A 17,160-nucleotide genomic window follows, 5' to 3' on the forward strand; every position below is an offset into this window, starting at 1 on the left:
ATGGATTTATTATTGGCTCTTCTCCCGGCTTTGTTTTGGGGGAGCATTGTTCTCTTCAATGTGAAATTAGGCGGCGGGCCGTACAGCCAGACACTGGGAACGACGATCGGGGCACTCATTGTTTCTATCGTTATTTACTTTTTTGTTCAGCCCGTTCTGTCACTTCGCATTTTTATTGTTGGAATCGTATCCGGCTTATTTTGGTCACTTGGACAGGCCAACCAGCTGAAAAGCATTCAATTGATGGGCGTGTCGAAAACAATGCCGATTTCTACAGGAATGCAGCTCGTTTCCACCTCGCTGTTCGGTGTGATCGTGTTCCGCGAATGGTCAACACCGATTGCGATTACGCTTGGCGTTCTCGCTTTGATCTTTATCATTGTGGGAATCATTCTCACGTCCTTGGAAGATAAGAATGATAAAAAAGAGGGCGAGCCAAGCAATTTGAAAAAGGGCATTTTGATTCTCCTTGTTTCGACTCTTGGTTATTTGGTTTATGTAGTCGTGGCTAGATTATTCAATGTGTCCGGCTGGTCCGCGCTGCTGCCACAGGCAATTGGCATGGTGGTCGGGGGGTTAGTTTTAACCTATAGACACAAACCCTTTAACAAGTATGCGATCAGAAATATTCTCCCAGGGTTAATCTGGGCAGGCGGAAATATGTTTTTGTTTATTTCTCAGCCGCGAGTCGGCGTTGCAACGAGCTTTTCCCTTTCACAAATGGGAATTGTCATTTCTACGCTCGGCGGTATTTTCATCCTGCGTGAAAAGAAAACGAAACGCCAGCTTATAGCAATTGCGATCGGGATTATCCTGATTATTGCCGCTGCCGTATTCTTAGGAATCGCCAAAACAAATTCATAACAAATGGAGGAGGATGTATATGTATCCGGATTTAAAAGGAAAAGTCGTCGCTATTACAGGAGCTGCTTCAGGGCTCGGAAAGGCAATGGCCATTCGCTTCGGCAAGGAGCAGGCAAAAGTGGTTATCAACTATTATAGTAATAAACAAGATCCGAACGAGGTAAAAGAAGAGGTCATCAAGGCGGGCGGTGAAGCTGTTGTCGTCCAAGGAGATGTCACGAAAGAGGAAGATGTAAAAAATATCGTGCAAACGGCAATCAAGGAGTTCGGCACACTCGATATTATGATTAATAATGCCGGTCTTGAAAATCCTGTGCCGTCTCACGAAATGCCGCTCAAGGATTGGGATAAAGTCATCGGCACGAACTTAACAGGTGCCTTTTTAGGAAGCCGTGAAGCGATTAAATATTTCGTAGAAAACGATATCAAGGGAAATGTCATCAACATGTCCAGCGTGCATGAAAGGATTCCGTGGCCGTTATTTGTCCACTATGCAGCTAGTAAAGGCGGAATTAAGCTGATGTCTGAAACGTTGGCTTTGGAATACGCGCCGAAAGGCATTCGCGTCAACAATATCGGGCCAGGTGCGATCAACACGCCAATCAATGCTGAAAAATTCGCTGACCCTAAACAGAAAGCAGATGTAGAGAGCATGATCCCGATGGGCTATATCGGCGAACCGGAGGAGATTGCCGCAGTGGCAGTGTGGCTTGCTTCGAAGGAATCCAGCTATGTTACAGGCATCACGTTGTTTGCGGACGGCGGAATGACGAAATATCCTGCTTTCCAGGCAGGCCGCGGTTAAACATAAAAAGCGACCCAGACATGACATCTGGATCGCTTTCTTTATTAGGCACGCTTTTTCTTTACAAGTGCTGCTACAGATAAAATAATAGCAGCCGCAGACAGCACAATCGCTGTGATGTCCAGAGCTGAAGAACCTGAGTTTTCGGAATCGTCTTCTGTTTTCGTGGCGCCGTGCTCATCTGTCACTTGTTTTGCAGACGTGATGTTTGTAATGGAATGAGGTGTATCGGCATCCTCGTCACCTGTCCACTCAACAATGCTGCCGTCTTTGTAATATTGGTATGCGTCCCAAGCAGCTTCCCCCGCTTTATCAGGGTTTTTGGCAACAAAGGTAAACTGCTGGAACTGTCCTTCCTGAATGCCTCCGTCAGTCGCCTCCCATGTCACGGACACTGATTTGTCATCATGTTTTTGAGTGGAAACCTTCCAGCCCGGAATTGGCTCATATTGCTGGAATTCAACATCCTTCGGCATTTTGAGGACAACCTTCGTTGTCGGCAGATTTTTCTCAGAAGGAACCTTCATTGTATATGTTTCCCAAGAGCCTGCAGCAGACTCAGCCGGTTTTACAGAAACGTGCGCGCTGGCAGGGGCCGTAAAGAATAAGAGGAAGCCGACAATAGCCGGACATAGTGTCAATGCGATTTTTTTCAACAACGTAAACACTCCTTAATTGGTCTTTGTAAACATGATATTGATTTCGTTAAAGTCGCCGGTTAGGCCGTGGACTTTGATCTTCCAGTTTCCTTTTTCATTAATCGACAGGTTTTGATCCTGGAAGACGCCTTTTGTTTTTTCTTTTAATGTAAAGGTGCTTTTGTTTTCGCTGCCTGACAGGCCTGTTTTATAAACGGTTAACGTGATTTGCTGGATGTTTTTCACGGGATCTCCGTTATGGTCGGTGACCCGCAGCTCAAAAACATTTTTTCCGGGCTGGTTTGGGCTGATGCTGAGAGAAACGCTTTGTCCGTTCTCAATCGCTTTGGTTTGGTAGAACGGTTCCGGCGCTGGCTCAGGCGGGCTTGGCAGGCTTGTAAACACGGCCGCTGTGATCAATACAGCGATGCCGATTGCCCACTCCGCTTTCAACGTTTGGCTGATTCCTGTGCGGCGCTGCTTTCTGGTAAGCAGAAAATGAAACGCACCTAAGACCAGCATGAAAACAAACAGCCCGCTTTTCACTAAAAGAGCTTGGCCGTACGCTGTATGGAACAGTGAATCCATTGAACGAATGATGAAAAATCCATTGAGCAAGCCTGAAAACAAAATGACGCCGACTGCAGTGAGCGCCCATGGGGAGAACCGTCTGACCGTCTCCCACGCGAGCGTTTTGTCAGGCTGCCTCCATTCTTTTGAGAGCAGCAAAACAAGTGCCGCTATTCCGCCGACCCAGATGGAAGCGGAAGTTAAATGAAGGAAATCCATCAAAATGCCGACCGTTTTTTCTTCAACGACAGCAGCATGCCCTGTAAACGCCTTGGCAAGCAGGAGACCGAAAAAGAAAATGAGCGGCGCTGTCCAATAGCCAAAGGATGAAAAGCGGTTTTTCCGTATCGCAGGGATTACAGACAATGCGAGCAGCACGAACAGCGCGGCCTGTATGATCCAAATGGAGCCGCCTGCTGTCTCAAACAGTGTTTCTCTGATGTAGCCCAGCTGGAATGCGCTGCCCCAGCCGCCGCCTGCGTTAGCTTTTGTCTGAATCGGAAGCTGAAGCAAAAGCGCCAGACCCAGTGCTGCGATCGAGCCGGTCAGGATACGTCTCGTCCGTTTGACGAGCTGTTCTGATTTCCCTTTATACCAGAAAAGATGGAAGAAAACCGTTCCGATAAACAGAGATAGGGCTGTATACAGAATCGCGCGATCTGCTGCTGTTCCCGGATTCAGCGCTGAATCGGCTGCTTTTTGGCTGCTGAATCCGCCATCCGCTTTCCCGATACTGAACGGAATGACGCCGGAAACAGGATGCCCGTCCGCGGATACGGCATTCCATTCCGCTCTGTACACATCTTTAGGCAGATTCTTCTTCAGCTTCACTGTCATGATGTGATGATTATCTTTTCTGATTTCAGTCTTGTCCGTATCCACACGGTCGCCGTTTGAATTATAGACTTTAATGTAATGAAACCCTTCTTCAATCGGTTCATTAAATTCGATTTCCACCTGCGCAGGGGCGCTTTTTAATTCGCTGTTTTCCCCAGGTGAAGATTTGACAATATAGGCGTGAGCAAAGCTTGTTTTCGGCAGGAAAACAAGAAAAAGCAGAAGGATGATCCACCATCTGTTTCGCTTCATCACTCAGACACCACCTTCCGCTGTATGTGTTGTGTTATTTCTTGGTGCAGGTGCAGCGTTTCTTTCTGTCTTGAAGCATGTCTTCCAGCGCTTGGTCGAAAGTGCGGACGGCTCCGCCGAATCCTTTTTGAAATCGTTCGGCATGGTCAAGTGTCGCAAACGGAATGGCCTGCGGCTGGCAGCAGTGCAGGTTTAATTCAGCATTTACGACGAAATAAGCCGAACCGGCACTGACGGTTGTCTGTAACAGAAAATCTCTGCAAATCAAGTGTGAAACCTCTTCCGTTTTATCGGCATAACGCAAAAACGCACAATGTGCGCAGCATAGCTGTTCAATGTCTTGGTTTACCGTAATCATCTGAACCGAATGAGCTTGATTGACGGGCTTCAAGCAATAGCTGCACATATGATCCGTTTGAGGTGTTCTGGCGGGGAGCGTGATGCCGCCGGCCGTTTTAATGACCTGATTTGACTGAACCAGCTGATTGACATCTCTGTATACCGTCATTTCCGAAACGCCAAACTTTGCGCTGATGTCAGAAATTCTGAGCGCGCCTTCTTCTTTCAGCCACTTCAGTATGTGTTGCTGTCTATTAATCGGAAGCATTCATACACCCTCTTCATTAAGATCTATTTAAGCGTAGAGGATTTTAGAGACAGAGACAAGTAAGCTGATGATAAAAAATGTGAAAATGTGTTGAACAGCAACAAAACGAAACAGAAGAGACTCTGGTATAATAGACATATGGAATAGAAAGTGAGGAATACCCTATGAAAGAAACACCATGCCCGAACTGCGGCAAACCTTTGACAGGCGACATGGTCAGATCATCAAATGTGCCTTGTCAATTTCGCTGCGGACACTGCCGGGAACGGCTTTATGAATATAAAGTATCAGCTCCGATTATGCTGGTATCATTAGCGGCCATTGTGCTGCTCATTTATCTTTTGCTGCTCCTCCGCAATGCGGCAGGTTCAATGCTGCCGGCCGTACAGCACGTGCCAATGGCTGTTTTTGCGCTTGTGTGCGCCTATCCCGTTTTTATTGTGAGTGAGCGAATGATCGCAAAGTACGTGATTCAAAACGGCAACATTATTTATAGAGGAAAAAGAAAAGGCTCCTGAAACCAGGAGCCTTTTTATTTTTAAAAAATTGTCACAGTCATGTGCCAAAGTCCTCTTTACTTTCAATTGTATAGGGACTGTAAGCGTTTTAACATAGAGTCAAAGGGAAGCATCATTCTCTGAGCATATTTTTGTATCTTACAGCGACAAACAAAACAGGGAGGGTTTATATATGCAGCAGCAAGAACAGCAGCAAGGCGGCATGAAAGTGAAAGTGCAGCGCTTTGGGAGTTATTTGAGCGGAATGATCATGCCGAATATCGGCGCGTTTATCGCGTGGGGTATCATTACCGCGTTGTTTATTCCGGCAGGATGGTTTCCGAATGAACAGCTGAACACGCTGGTCAGCCCGATGATTACGTATTTATTGCCGCTTTTGATAGCGTATACAGGCGGAAAAATGATCTACGACCACCGCGGCGGAGTTGTCGGAGCGACAGCGGCAATTGGGGTGATTGTCGGATCGGATATTCCAATGTTTTTAGGCGCAATGATTATGGGACCGCTTGGCGGATACCTCATTAAACAGACTGATAAATTATTCAAGGATAAAGTCAAACAAGGCTTTGAAATGCTGATCAACAACTTTACGGCAGGGATTGTCGGCGCGGCTTTAACGATTCTCGCGTTTTACGCCATCGGCCCGGTTGTCCTGACGCTAAATAAATTGCTGGCGGCTGGTGTGGAAGTCATTGTACACGCGAATTTACTGCCGATAGCCAGTGTTTTTGTAGAACCGGCGAAAGTGTTGTTCCTCAACAACGCCATTAACCATGGAATCTTAAGCCCGATCGGAATCGAGCAAGCATCCCAAACAGGAAAATCAATTCTGTTTTTAGTAGAAGCAAACCCTGGACCGGGGCTCGGCATTTTGCTGGCGTACATGTTCTTTGGCAAAGGATCTTCAAAATCAACGGCTCCTGGTGCGGCGATCATCCATTTCTTCGGCGGGATTCACGAGATTTACTTCCCGTACATTCTGATGAAACCGGCCCTGATTCTCGCAGCCATTGCCGGCGGAGCAAGCGGACTCTTAACGTTTACGATCTTTAATGCCGGACTTGTCGCGGCAGCGTCACCGGGAAGCATTATCGCATTGATGGCAATGACGCCAAGAGGAGGCTATTTCGGCGTATTAGCGGGTGTATTGGTCGCTGCAGCTGTATCGTTCATCGTTTCAGCAGTGATCCTGAAATCCTCAAAAGCTAGTGAAGAAGACCTGGCTGCCGCAACAGAAAAAATGCAGTCCATGAAGGGGAAGAAAAGCCAGGCAGCAGCTGCTTTAGATGCGGAACAAGCCAAAGCAGAGGAAGCGTCTGAGCTGTCTCCTGAAAGCGTGAACAAAATTATCTTTGCATGTGATGCGGGAATGGGATCAAGTGCGATGGGGGCATCCATCTTAAGAAACAAGGTGAAAAAAGCAGAACTTGACATTAGTGTGACCAACACGGCCATTAACACTCTGCCAAGCGATGCGGATATTGTCATCACCCACAAAGATTTAACAGATCGCGCGAAAGCAAAGCTGCCGAACGCGACACACATATCAGTGGATAACTTCTTAAACAGCCCGAAATACGACGAGCTGATTGAAAAGCTGAAAAAGTAATCTTATAGAAAGAGAGTGATACTCATGCAAGTACTCGCAAAGGAAAATATTAAACTCAATCAAACGGTATCATCAAAAGAAGAGGCCATCAAATTGGCAGGCCAGACGCTGATTGACAACGGCTACGTGACAGAGGATTACATTAGCAAAATGTTTGAACGTGAAGAAACGTCTTCTACGTTTATGGGGAATTTCATTGCCATTCCACACGGCACAGAAGAAGCGAAAAGCGAAGTGCTTCACTCTGGGATTTCAATCATACAGATTCCAGAGGGTGTTGAGTACGGAGAAGGCAACACGGCAAAAGTGGTATTCGGCATTGCGGGTAAAAATAATGAGCATTTAGACATTTTGTCTAACATCGCCATTATCTGCTCAGAAGAAGAAAATATTGAACGCCTGATCTCCGCTAAAAGCGAAGAAGATTTGATCGCCATTTTCAACGAGGTGAACTGACATGATCGCCTTACATTTCGGTGCGGGGAATATTGGGAGAGGGTTTATCGGCGCGCTGCTTCACCACTCCGGCTATGATGTGGTGTTTGCGGATGTAAACGACACGATGGTCAGCCTCCTCAACGAAAAAAAAGAATACACAGTCGAACTGGCAGAAGAGGGACGTTCATCAGAGGTCATTGGCCCGGTCAGCGCGATTAACAGCGGCAGTCAGCCCGAAGAGCTGTATCGGCTGATGAATGAGGCGGCGCTCATCACAACAGCTGTCGGCCCGAACGTGCTGAAGCTGATTGCTCCGTCGATCGCAGAAGGCTTAAGACGGAGAAACGCTGCAAACACACTGAATATCATTGCCTGCGAAAATATGATTGGCGGAAGCAGCTTCTTAAAGAAAGAAATATACAGCCATTTAACGGAAGCAGAGCAGAAATCCGTCAGTGAAACGGTAGGTTTTCCGAATTCTGCCGTTGACCGGATCGTCCCAATTCAGCATCATGAAGACCCGCTGAAAGTATCGGTTGAACCATTTTTCGAATGGGTCATTGATGAATCAGGCTTTAAAGGGAAAACACCAGTCATAAACGGCGCACTGTTTGTTGATGATTTAACCCCGTACATCGAACGGAAGCTGTTTACGGTCAATACCGGACACGCGGTGACAGCATATGTCGGCTATCAGCGCGGACTCAAAACGGTCAAAGAAGCAATCGATCATCCGGAAATCCGCCGTGTTGTTCATTCGGCGCTGCTTGAAACTGGTGACTATCTCGTCAAATCGTATGGCTTTAAGCAAACTGAACACGAACAATATATCAAAAAAATCATCGGTCGCTTTGAAAATCCTTTCATTTCGGACGATGTGACCCGCGTAGCGAGGTCACCTCTCAGAAAACTGGGAGAAAATGATAGACTTGTAGGCCCGGCAAAGAAAATAAAAGAACCGAATGCACTGGCGGAAGGAATTGCCGCAGCACTGCGCTTCGATTTCACCGGTGACCCTGAAGCGGTTGAACTGCAAGCGCTGATCGAAGAAAAAGGATACAGCGGCGTACTTCAAGAGGTGTGCGGCATTCAGTCCCATGAACCGTTGCACGCCATCATTTTAAAGAAACTTAATCAATAACCGACCACCCGTGACACAATGTCACGGGCTTTTTTTACTATCTCGCAATCTAGTATAATAGAAAGCGCTTACGAAAACAGGGGAAGGAGAATGACGATGAAACAATTCGAGATTGCGGCAATACCGGGAGACGGAGTAGGAAAAGAGGTTGTAGCTGCTGCTGAGAAAGTGCTTCATACAGCGGCTGAGGTACACGGAGGTTTGTCATTCTCATTCACGGCTTTTCCATGGAGCTGTGATTATTACTTGGAGCACGGCAAAATGATGCCCGAAGATGGAATACATACGCTTACTCAATTTGAAGCGGTTTTTTTGGGAGCCGTCGGAAATCCGAAGCTGGTTCCCGATCATATATCGTTATGGGGACTGCTGCTGAAAATCCGGAGGGAGCTTGAGCTTTCCATTAATATGAGACCCGCCAAACAAATGGCAGGCATTACGTCGCCGCTTCTGCATCCAAATGATTTTGACTTCGTGGTGATTCGCGAGAACAGTGAAGGTGAATACAGTGAAGTCGGCGGGCGCATTCACAGAGGCGATGATGAAATCGCCATCCAGAATGCCGTGTTTACGAGAAAAGCGACAGAACGTGTCATGCGCTTTGCCTTCGAATTGGCGAAAAAACGGCGCAGCCATGTGACAAGCGCCACAAAGTCTAACGGCATTTATCACGCGATGCCGTTTTGGGATGAAGTCTTTCAGCAGACAGCCGCTGATTATAGCGGAATCGAAACATCATCTCAGCATATTGATGCGCTGGCCGCTTTTTTTGTGACGCGTCCGGAAACGTTTGATGTCATTGTGGCGAGCAACTTGTTCGGTGATATTTTAACCGACATCAGCTCAAGCCTGATGGGAAGCATCGGCATTGCGCCTTCTGCGAACATCAATCCATCCGGCAAATATCCGTCCATGTTTGAACCGGTTCACGGCTCTGCTCCTGACATTGCCGGACAGGGCCTTGCCAATCCGATCGGCCAGATTTGGACAGCGAAGCTGATGCTCGACCACTTCGGAGAGGAAGAATTGGGGGCGAAAATTCTGGATGTAATGGAGCAAGTGACTGCCGACGGCATCAAAACACGCGACATTGGGGGACAAAGCACAACGGCTGAGGTCACTGATGAAATCTGTTCGCGCTTAAGAAAGCTCTGATGAATCAGGCCGGGGCAGATGGCTGCCCCGGCCTGTCCATTTCCTTACGAAAATTTCCACGAAAGTCTAACCAAGCAGTTCCAAATGCTGTATAATAATTTGGAATTCTTAGGAAAGCATCGGGTGAAGGAAGTTGAATGCAAAAACAATCACGTTAAAGAAAAAAAGAAAAGTCAAAACGATCGTTGTACTCAGTATCATTATGATCGCAGCTCTCATTTTTACGATCAGATTGGTGTTTTACAAGCCTTTTCTTATTGAAGGATCATCAATGGCCCCAACGCTTAAAGACTCAGAAAGAATTCTGGTTGATAAAGCAGTCAAATGGACTGGCGGGTTTCACAGAGGCGACATCATAGTCATTCATGACAAAAAGAGCGGCCGCTCATTTGTCAAACGTTTAATCGGTTTGCCTGGTGACAGCATTAAAATGAAAAATGATCAGCTGTACATAAATGATAAAAAGGTGGAAGAACCGTACTTAAAGGAACAACAACAAGAGGTCAAAGAATCGGGTGTAACCTTAACGGGTGACTTCGAGGTTGAGGTTCCTACCGGTAAATATTTTGTAATGGGAGATAACCGTCTCAATTCACTGGATAGCAGAAACGGAATGGGCATGCCTTCTGAGGACGATATCATCGGTACTGAATCTCTCGTCTTTTATCCATTCGGTGAGATGAGACAGGCAAAATAAAACTCAGTGCAACAAAGAACATGGAACGTATGGAACCAAAACACGCGATAATAAAGCACTGTAAGCGATTAATAAATTTCTGATGAAACAGGGCGGAGCCGTTTTTCCGCCCCGTTTTTTATGATAGAAAGCGTTTGGAAGAAAAGGGTCCTGTTGAAATAAACAGAATCAGGATTGGCGAAACCGTGAAGCGCATCGAATTGATAAATCTCAAGATGGGTATGCTGTTTTTCCCGCAGTTTATTGATAAGAAGCGCTACGTCAAACGACGGCTCATAATTAGGGAAAAACAATAGGACCGGGCAGGCTGGCACGTGATGAAGAGAGTCGCGTATCCGGGAACCGTAATAACAAACCGATCCGCTCACCTCAGGCATACTGCTGCATTTCCATGCGATAGTAGCCCCTACGCTGAAGCCAATCACAAAGATGTGCCGTCCGGCGTTTTGCCTGATCACATTCTGGATGATGGTTTCTCCCGTTTTCAGCCGTTCGTGTTTTGTAAATTGTTCGTATGCCGTTTTTTCTTCTTGCAGTGTGTAGACTTCATCTTCGCCGAGCAGGTTGGGCGTCAACACATCATATCCAGCCATTTTGATCAGCCGGCCCATCTTTTTCATATGGCTGTTTACACCGTATATTTCGTGTGCGAGAATGACAAGCGGTTTTGGGGACATAGCGGCCTCCTTTTGTGTTTTTTCCATTATATCCTATCGTTTCGCTTTAGGCTGAGATATAATGGTCAAAAAAAGGAGATATAAAATGAACTCATTATCTTTGCCTCACCGCTATCCATTTTTGTTTATTGATGGCGTGACGGATAGCGAGCCCGGCAAACACGCGGCAGCTTATAAGCTGATTAGTGAGAACGACTGGTTTATCACTGATACGCAAACAGAAATGCCGTTTTCACTTGTGATTGAAGCGCTTGCGCAAACCGCGGCTTTTACAGGAATTACAGATGAGAACAGCTTGGGATTATTGTCTTCGGTGAAGAAAGCGGAAAAGCTGGGAGAAGCTGTGCCCGGTGACCGGCTTGATCTTACGTTTGAAGTCACGCGCAATCGGCGCGGGTTTGTGTTCGGACATGCCAAGGCATCAGTTGGAGAGCAGCCTGTTGCTGAAGCTGAAATCGGCATCTATATTGAAAAATGAAAAAAACCCTTCACAACATTTTGTGAGGGGTTCTATTTTGTGTCGTAATCCCGTTCGCTTTGAGAGTTATCTCTTTGCTGGCGTTTGTGTTTTTCATCATTCATATTTTCCTTCAGCTCTTCATTAGGAATCGGATCGGTTAAGTCGTTGTGCTCGGGGTTTTCATTTGGTTTGTTTTGCTGTTTTTTTTCTGTCATGTTTGATCACCTCATCGTTTGTTTTCCTCTTATCCGTTCTCCTCAAACATAGGAAATCGCTTTTTTGTCCCGCTGGGTATAATGTATTAGAATAGAGAGAAGCACAACAAAAAGATAAAGAGAGGTACATATATGTCTGTTCAAAGAGAAGATGTAGATATCAAGCTGATCGCAATTGATATGGATGGTACACTGCTGAACGACGAGCAGCTGATCTCGGATGAAAACCGCAAAGCCATTCGTGAAGCGGAGGATAAAGGTGTGTATGTGGTGATCAGCACGGGCCGGACGCTGATGACGTGCCGGGAGCTGGCGGAATCGCTAAAGCTGTCATCCTTTCTAATCACGGCAAACGGAAGTGAAATTTGGGATTCGAATTTTAATTTGGTGGAACGGAAGCTGCTCCATACGGACCATATTCAAATGATGTGGGATTTGCGGAATAAGCACAACACTAATTTCTGGGCCTCTACGGTGAATAAAGTATGGAGAGGCGAGTTTCCGGAAAACATTACGGATCATGAATGGCTCAAATTCGGCTTTGACATCGAGGATGATGATATCCGAAATGAAGTGCTGGAGGAGCTGAGAAAAAACAAAGAGCTCGAAATCACAAATTCAAGTCCGACAAACATTGAAGTCAACGCGCTTGGCATCAACAAAGCTGCAGCCCTTGCCAAGGTTACGGAAAAACTCGGCTTTACAATGGAGAATGTGATGGCGATGGGTGACAGCCTTAATGACATTGCGATGATCAAAGAAGCGGGTCTTGGCGTCGCAATGGGCAATGCGCAAGACATCGTAAAAGAAACGGCTGATTATATCACGGATACAAATATTGAGGATGGTGTCGCTAAAGCGATTCGCCATTGGGTATTATAAAAAAAGAGAGTCCTAAGATGGACTCTCTTTTTTAGTTTGGCAGGTTTTCTTCTGGGACCATGGTAGGTTTTCTGACAAAAGTATTTCACAAACTGATATGATTCACTTATAATGAAATAAAGTTCAAAAATTCGGAATAGTCATTCCGAATTTCGGGACAATAAATGACATAAAGCATATCGTTTGCTTTGGCAGGAGGGATTCTGTGTTTCAGATTGATTTAAACTGTGATTTAGGAGAAAGCTTCGGAGCCTACAAGATAGGCCTTGACCAAGATATTTTAGAGTATGTGACATCAGCGAATATCGCATGCGGATTTCATGCAGGAGATCCTAGTGTTATGCGAAAAACCGTCGCGCTTGCAGCGGAAAAAGGCGTAAAAATCGGTGCGCATCCGGGCTTGCCGGATTTACTCGGTTTTGGGCGCCGAAATATGGCGATTTCTCCTGAGGAAGCGTATGATCTTGTCGTTTATCAAATTGGCGCGCTCTCTGGCTTTCTAAAAGCAGAGGGACTTCACATGCAGCACGTCAAGCCGCATGGCGCTTTATACAATATGGCGGCAGTCGATCAAAAACTGTCGGATGCTATCGCGAAAGCTGTCTATAAGGTTGATCCAGGCCTGATTCTTTTCGGTCTTGCTGAGAGCGAGCTTGTAAAAGCGGGAGAACGGATCGGACTTCAGACCGCAAATGAAGTGTTCGCCGACAGAACATACCAATCGGACGGCACGCTGACACCGCGCTCCCAGCCGGACGCACTCATTGAAAGTGATGATGCCGCCGTCACCCAGGTCATCGAAATGGTGAAAGAAGGGGCGGTCAAATCTCAGCAAGGACATGATGTGCCATTAAAAGCAGATACAGTCTGCATTCATGGAGATGGAGCCCATGCGCTGACATTTGCGCAAAAAATCAGAAAACAGCTCAAAGCGGCTGGAATTGAAGTGACAGCTATTTCAGAACAGAAGTCAACATAAAGGAGGAACAATAGATGGAGCAGCAGAAAAAGACAGCAGGAAAAAAAGCGGGCAGCTGGTCATTGCTGATGGGCGCCGCCTTTTTAATGGCGACATCAGCAATCGGACCGGGTTTCCTCACCCAAACCGCAACATTCACAAACACACTCGCAGCAAGCTTCGGTTTTGTCATCTTAATCTCTATTATTTTAGATATTTTCGCTCAAACCAATGTGTGGCGCATCATCGCAGTTTCTGGAAAACGAGGTCAGGAAATTGCGAATATGGTGCTTCCCGGACTGGGGTATTTCATCGCCATTCTCGTCGTGCTTGGCGGACTAGCTTTTAATATTGGGAATATCGGAGGGGCCGGGCTGGGACTTCAGGTGCTGTTCGGCATTACACCTGAAACAGGCGCTTTAATCAGTGCCGTTATCGCCATTTTGATTTTTGTCATCAAGGAAGCAGGAAAAGCGATGGACCGTTTTACGCAAATCGCGGGGTTCGTGATGATTATTTTAACGGTCTACGTTGCGGCGACGACAGCTCCTCCGGTCGGACAGGCAGTCGCAAATACATTCGTCCCGGAACACATCAGCATATTTGCCATTGTCACCCTAGTGGGCGGAACCGTCGGCGGTTATATCACATTTGCCGGGGGACACCGTTTGCTTGATGCCGGAATTAAAGGGAAGGAATCCATTCCGCAGGTGACAAAAAGCTCGGTTGTCGGCATTTTAATTACATCTGTCATGCGTATCGCTCTTTTTCTTGCGGTTCTAGGCGTTGTATCGAAAGGCCTGCACATCGATGAAAGCAACCCGGCGGCTTCTGTCTTCAAGCTGGCTGCTGGAAATGTCGGTTATAAAATTTTCGGATTGATCATGTGGTCTGCGGCGATTACGTCTGTTATTGGAGCAGCCTATACATCTGTTTCATTTTTTAAAACTTTTTCTCCAAAAATTGAAAAGAATTCACGCGGTATTATTATCGGATTTATTGTGGTTTCTACGTTAGCTTTTGTCACAATCGGCCAGCCTGCGAAGATCCTCGTCCTTGTCGGTTCACTGAACGGCTTAATTCTGCCGATTGCGCTCGGAACGCTGCTTGTTGCCGCCTACAAGAAAAACATTGTCGGTGATTATAAGCATCCGCTTTGGCTGACAAGCACAGGCGCGCTTGTAGTGATTGTAATGGCAGTTATGGGAATCTACACGTTATGTACACAACTTCCTCAATTGTGGAGCTGATATAAGTGGAGCAATTAAACAAAATGGCGCCAAAGGATGTACGCGCCCTGATACGAGAGGGGAAAATAAACGGGCCGACCGCAGGCATGTCCGGCGGCTACGCCCAAGCGAATCTTGTGGTTTTGAAAAAGGACCTTGCTTTTGATTTTCTGCTGTTTTGCCAGCGAAATCAAAAGCCCTGCCCCGTGCTGGATGTGACTGAAGCAGGTTCGCCTGTGCCGTCTCTGGCTGCGCCTGATGCTGATATCAGAACGGACTTTCCGAAATACCGTATTTACAGGCACGGTATCTTAACGGAAGAAGTATCTGATATTACGCCATACTGGGAGGACGATTTTGTCGGCTTTCTGATCGGATGCAGTTTCTCCTTTGAACAGGCACTGATCAATAATGGGATAGCTGTCCGGCATATTGATGAGGGGACAAACGTCTCGATGTATAAAACGAATATCGATTGTGTTCCGGCGGGGGCGTTTCACGGACAGATGGTTGTCAGCATGAGGCCGGTTCCTGAACGGCTGGCTGTACGTGCCGCACAAGTGACCTCGCGTTTTCCGGCTGTGCACGGAGGGCCGATCCATATTGGCAATCCGGGAGCAATCGGGATTCGCGATCTCGGGAAACCGGATTTCGGAGATGCCGTTTCCATTCGTGACGGCGAGGTTCCTGTTTTTTGGGCATGCGGGGTGACCCCGCATGCCGTGGCTATGAATGTAAAGCCTGAAATGGTCATCACACATGCGCCGGGGCATATGCTCATCACAGATATTCGAGACGAGTCGCTTGCGGTGCTGTAACCTCTCGTCATCCTGATGAACGAGAAATAAAAGAGGTGAGAAAGATGACTGTACGATATCAAATCGAACAGCTCGGTGATTCTGCAATGATGATCCGATTCGGAGAAGAAATCAATGAACAGGTCAACGGCATTGTCCATGCCGCGGCCGCTTATATAGAAGAACAGCCATTTCCGGGATTCATTGAATGTATCCCGGCTTTTACAAGTCTAACCGTATTTTATGATATGTATGAAGTGTACAAGCATTTGCCTCAAGGCATAAGCTCACCTTTTGAGAAGGTCAAGCGCGATGTCGAAGAGCGGCTGGTAGAAATAGCCGAAGACTATGAGGTCAACCGCCGCATTGTAGAAATTCCTGTCTGCTATGGCGGTGAATTCGGTCCGGATTTAGAAGAGGTGGCGAAGATCAATCAGCTGTCACCGGAGGAAGTAATCGACATTCATACAAACGGTGAATATGTGGTGTATATGCTTGGCTTCGCGCCCGGTTTTCCTTTTCTAGGCGGGATGTCAAAACGCATTGCAGCTCCGAGAAAATCATCGCCAAGACCGTCGATTCCCGCAGGTTCGGTCGGTATTGCGGGATTGCAGACAGGCGTTTATCCGATTTCAACGCCGGGCGGCTGGCAGCTGATCGGCAAAACGCCGCTGGCTCTTTTCCGGCCGCAGGAAAATCCGCCGACATTGCTGCGGGCGGGAGATACTGTGAAATTCGTTCGCATCTCAGAAAAAGACTATCACGCCTATAAGGAGGAGTCCAATTGAGCATGAAAGTATTAAAGCCCGGACTGCTCACAACGGTTCAGGATATAGGCAGAACGGGTTACCAAAAATACGGCGTTCTGGCCAGCGGCGCTATGGACACGGTTTCACTGCGCATTGCCAATCTGTTGATAGGAAACGGCGAAAATGAAGCAGGTCTCGAAATAACGATGATGGGGCCCGGTCCGTCGTTTCATTTTTCAAAACAGACACTGATTGCTGTGACAGGGGCGGACTTCACGCTGCGTATTAATGACGAGGAAGCGCCTTTATGGAAGCCTGTGCTCATCAAGGAAAACAGCACGGTCAGCTTCGGACCCTGCAAACTCGGCAGCCGTGCTTATTTGGCGGCAGCCGGCGGCATCGAGGTGCCTGCCGTCATGGAAAGTAAAAGCACATACGTCAGAGGAAGCATCGGCGGACTTCATGGCAGAGCGCTTCAAAAAGAAGATGAACTGAACATTGGAGAGATGTCAGCTCTTTCACAAACCATCCTTTCCCGCTTAAGTTCGCAGATTGGAAAACAGGGATTTGCAGCACCGAAGTGGTCAGTCAGCCGCGGCAGATTTCTGCCATTGAAGAAGAATCCCGTCATTCGGGTGCTGGAAGGAAAGCAATTTGCCTTTTTCACAGAAGAATCAAAAACGCGTTTTTATGAAGAAGCATTTCGTGTCACGCCGCAGTCTGACCGTATGGGCTACAGGCTCAAAGGAGAACCGCTCGAACTGAAAGCACCGCTTGAGATGGTGTCGGAAGCGGTTTCATTCGGAACAGTTCAGGTGCCGCCTGACGGCAACCCGATTATCCTGCTTGCAGACCGGCAGACGACTGGCGGCTATCCGAGGATCGCGCACATCATATCCGCTGATCTTCCGATTGTTTCCCAAATCATGCCAGGCGAGCACGTCCAGTTTGAGCCTGTGTCCCTTCAGGAGGCAGAAGCGCTTGCGGTAGAACGGGAACAGCATATAAAAGAACTGAAAACGAGAATGAAGATGGAATGGCTGACATAGCAAAGGGGATGAA

General features: G+C 47.2%; 20 protein-coding genes. 15 read left to right on the plus strand and 5 right to left on the minus strand.

Annotated elements, in window-relative coordinates:
* Both glcU and gdh read left to right on the plus strand, forming a co-directional pair.
* Entirely contained in the window at window positions 1-864 is an 864-nt protein-coding gene (gene glcU, locus AC0OMA_RS02265; protein WP_003234455.1) for a glucose uptake protein GlcU, read from the plus strand.
* A 19-nt stretch (window positions 865-883) separates the two neighbouring features.
* A complete protein-coding gene (gene gdh, locus AC0OMA_RS02270) occupies window positions 884-1,669 on the plus strand; it encodes a glucose 1-dehydrogenase (RefSeq protein ID WP_014475815.1) in 786 nt (261 codons plus the stop codon).
* 44 nt (window positions 1,670-1,713) lie between these two features.
* Here the strand turns inward: gdh and AC0OMA_RS02275 are convergent, their stop codons facing one another.
* The 3 genes from AC0OMA_RS02275 to ycnK are packed head-to-tail and all read right to left on the minus strand — an operon-like array spanning window position 1,714 to window position 4,573.
* On the minus strand, window positions 1,714-2,328 hold the full coding sequence (locus AC0OMA_RS02275; RefSeq protein WP_474221859.1) for a YcnI family copper-binding membrane protein: 615 nt from the start codon (window positions 2,326-2,328) through the stop codon (window positions 1,714-1,716).
* Window positions 2,329-2,340: 12 nt separating this feature from the next.
* Window positions 2,341-3,966: a copper transporter YcnJ gene (ycnJ, locus tag AC0OMA_RS02280; protein ID WP_474222415.1), complete on the minus strand. Its 1,626-nt coding sequence runs from the start codon at window positions 3,964-3,966 to the stop codon at window positions 2,341-2,343.
* A 34-nt stretch (window positions 3,967-4,000) separates the two neighbouring features.
* The gene (gene ycnK, locus AC0OMA_RS02285) at window positions 4,001-4,573 is read right to left on the minus strand and encodes a copper uptake transcriptional regulator YcnK (protein WP_047182098.1); all 573 of its coding nucleotides are present in this window, start codon (window positions 4,571-4,573) and stop codon (window positions 4,001-4,003) included.
* A gap of 164 nt (window positions 4,574-4,737) precedes the next feature.
* Between ycnK and AC0OMA_RS02290 the strand changes: the two genes are divergently transcribed.
* The 6 genes from AC0OMA_RS02290 (at window position 4,738) to sipU (ending at window position 10,131) form a co-directional block, all read left to right on the plus strand.
* A complete protein-coding gene (locus tag AC0OMA_RS02290) occupies window positions 4,738-5,091 on the plus strand; it encodes a hypothetical protein (protein WP_003234445.1) in 354 nt (117 codons plus the stop codon).
* A gap of 172 nt (window positions 5,092-5,263) precedes the next feature.
* A complete protein-coding gene (locus AC0OMA_RS02295) occupies window positions 5,264-6,700 on the plus strand; it encodes a PTS mannitol transporter subunit IIBC (RefSeq protein WP_046340204.1) in 1,437 nt (478 codons plus the stop codon).
* A 24-nt stretch (window positions 6,701-6,724) separates the two neighbouring features.
* Window positions 6,725-7,156 carry a PTS mannitol transporter subunit IIA gene (locus tag AC0OMA_RS02300; protein ID WP_003246714.1) on the plus strand — a complete coding sequence of 144 codons (432 nt, stop codon included), beginning with the start codon at window positions 6,725-6,727 and terminating at the stop codon, window positions 7,154-7,156.
* 1 nt (window position 7,157) lies between these two features.
* Window positions 7,158-8,279: a mannitol-1-phosphate 5-dehydrogenase gene (locus tag AC0OMA_RS02305; RefSeq protein ID WP_047182101.1), complete on the plus strand. Its 1,122-nt coding sequence runs from the start codon at window positions 7,158-7,160 to the stop codon at window positions 8,277-8,279.
* A gap of 90 nt (window positions 8,280-8,369) precedes the next feature.
* A complete protein-coding gene (locus AC0OMA_RS02310; protein ID WP_003234436.1) occupies window positions 8,370-9,434 on the plus strand; it encodes a tartrate dehydrogenase in 1,065 nt (354 codons plus the stop codon).
* Between the two features lie 133 nt (window positions 9,435-9,567).
* Window positions 9,568-10,131 carry a signal peptidase I sipU gene (gene sipU, locus AC0OMA_RS02315; RefSeq protein WP_015382785.1) on the plus strand — a complete coding sequence of 188 codons (564 nt, stop codon included), beginning with the start codon at window positions 9,568-9,570 and terminating at the stop codon, window positions 10,129-10,131.
* Between the two features lie 68 nt (window positions 10,132-10,199).
* Here the strand turns inward: sipU and AC0OMA_RS02320 are convergent, their stop codons facing one another.
* Window positions 10,200-10,808, minus strand: coding sequence for a dienelactone hydrolase family protein (locus tag AC0OMA_RS02320; protein ID WP_047182102.1), 609 nt, complete (start codon window positions 10,806-10,808; stop codon window positions 10,200-10,202).
* An 85-nt stretch (window positions 10,809-10,893) separates the two neighbouring features.
* Here AC0OMA_RS02320 and AC0OMA_RS02325 point away from each other — a divergent pair, with 85 nt between their 5' ends.
* Window positions 10,894-11,286 (plus strand): 3-hydroxyacyl-ACP dehydratase FabZ family protein, encoded by a 393-nt coding sequence (locus AC0OMA_RS02325; protein WP_003246580.1) that lies wholly within the window; start codon window positions 10,894-10,896, stop codon window positions 11,284-11,286.
* 32 nt (window positions 11,287-11,318) lie between these two features.
* Here AC0OMA_RS02325 and AC0OMA_RS02330 read toward each other — a convergent pair whose 3' ends face one another.
* On the minus strand, window positions 11,319-11,483 hold the full coding sequence (locus AC0OMA_RS02330; protein WP_003234425.1) for a hypothetical protein: 165 nt from the start codon (window positions 11,481-11,483) through the stop codon (window positions 11,319-11,321).
* A 132-nt stretch (window positions 11,484-11,615) separates the two neighbouring features.
* Between AC0OMA_RS02330 and AC0OMA_RS02335 the strand changes: the two genes are divergently transcribed.
* From AC0OMA_RS02335 to pxpC, 6 genes are all read left to right on the plus strand, one after another.
* Complete coding sequence (locus AC0OMA_RS02335; RefSeq protein ID WP_003234424.1) at window positions 11,616-12,365, plus strand: phosphoglycolate phosphatase; 750 nt, start codon at window positions 11,616-11,618, stop codon at window positions 12,363-12,365.
* A 205-nt stretch (window positions 12,366-12,570) separates the two neighbouring features.
* Complete coding sequence (gene pxpA, locus AC0OMA_RS02340) at window positions 12,571-13,344, plus strand: 5-oxoprolinase subunit PpxA (RefSeq protein WP_474221860.1); 774 nt, start codon at window positions 12,571-12,573, stop codon at window positions 13,342-13,344.
* 14 nt (window positions 13,345-13,358) lie between these two features.
* Complete coding sequence (locus AC0OMA_RS02345) at window positions 13,359-14,573, plus strand: NRAMP family divalent metal transporter (protein ID WP_003234422.1); 1,215 nt, start codon at window positions 13,359-13,361, stop codon at window positions 14,571-14,573.
* Between the two features lie 23 nt (window positions 14,574-14,596).
* Window positions 14,597-15,370 carry a putative hydro-lyase gene (locus tag AC0OMA_RS02350; RefSeq protein ID WP_080262675.1) on the plus strand — a complete coding sequence of 258 codons (774 nt, stop codon included), beginning with the start codon at window positions 14,597-14,599 and terminating at the stop codon, window positions 15,368-15,370.
* A 44-nt stretch (window positions 15,371-15,414) separates the two neighbouring features.
* The gene (gene pxpB, locus AC0OMA_RS02355; RefSeq protein WP_029317303.1) at window positions 15,415-16,137 is read left to right on the plus strand and encodes a 5-oxoprolinase subunit PxpB; all 723 of its coding nucleotides are present in this window, start codon (window positions 15,415-15,417) and stop codon (window positions 16,135-16,137) included.
* A 2-nt stretch (window positions 16,138-16,139) separates the two neighbouring features.
* Complete coding sequence (pxpC, locus tag AC0OMA_RS02360) at window positions 16,140-17,147, plus strand: 5-oxoprolinase subunit PxpC (RefSeq protein ID WP_174616561.1); 1,008 nt, start codon at window positions 16,140-16,142, stop codon at window positions 17,145-17,147.
* Window positions 17,148-17,160 lie beyond the last annotated feature (13 nt).

This window comes from Bacillus sp. AMCV2, from assembly GCF_056033925.1.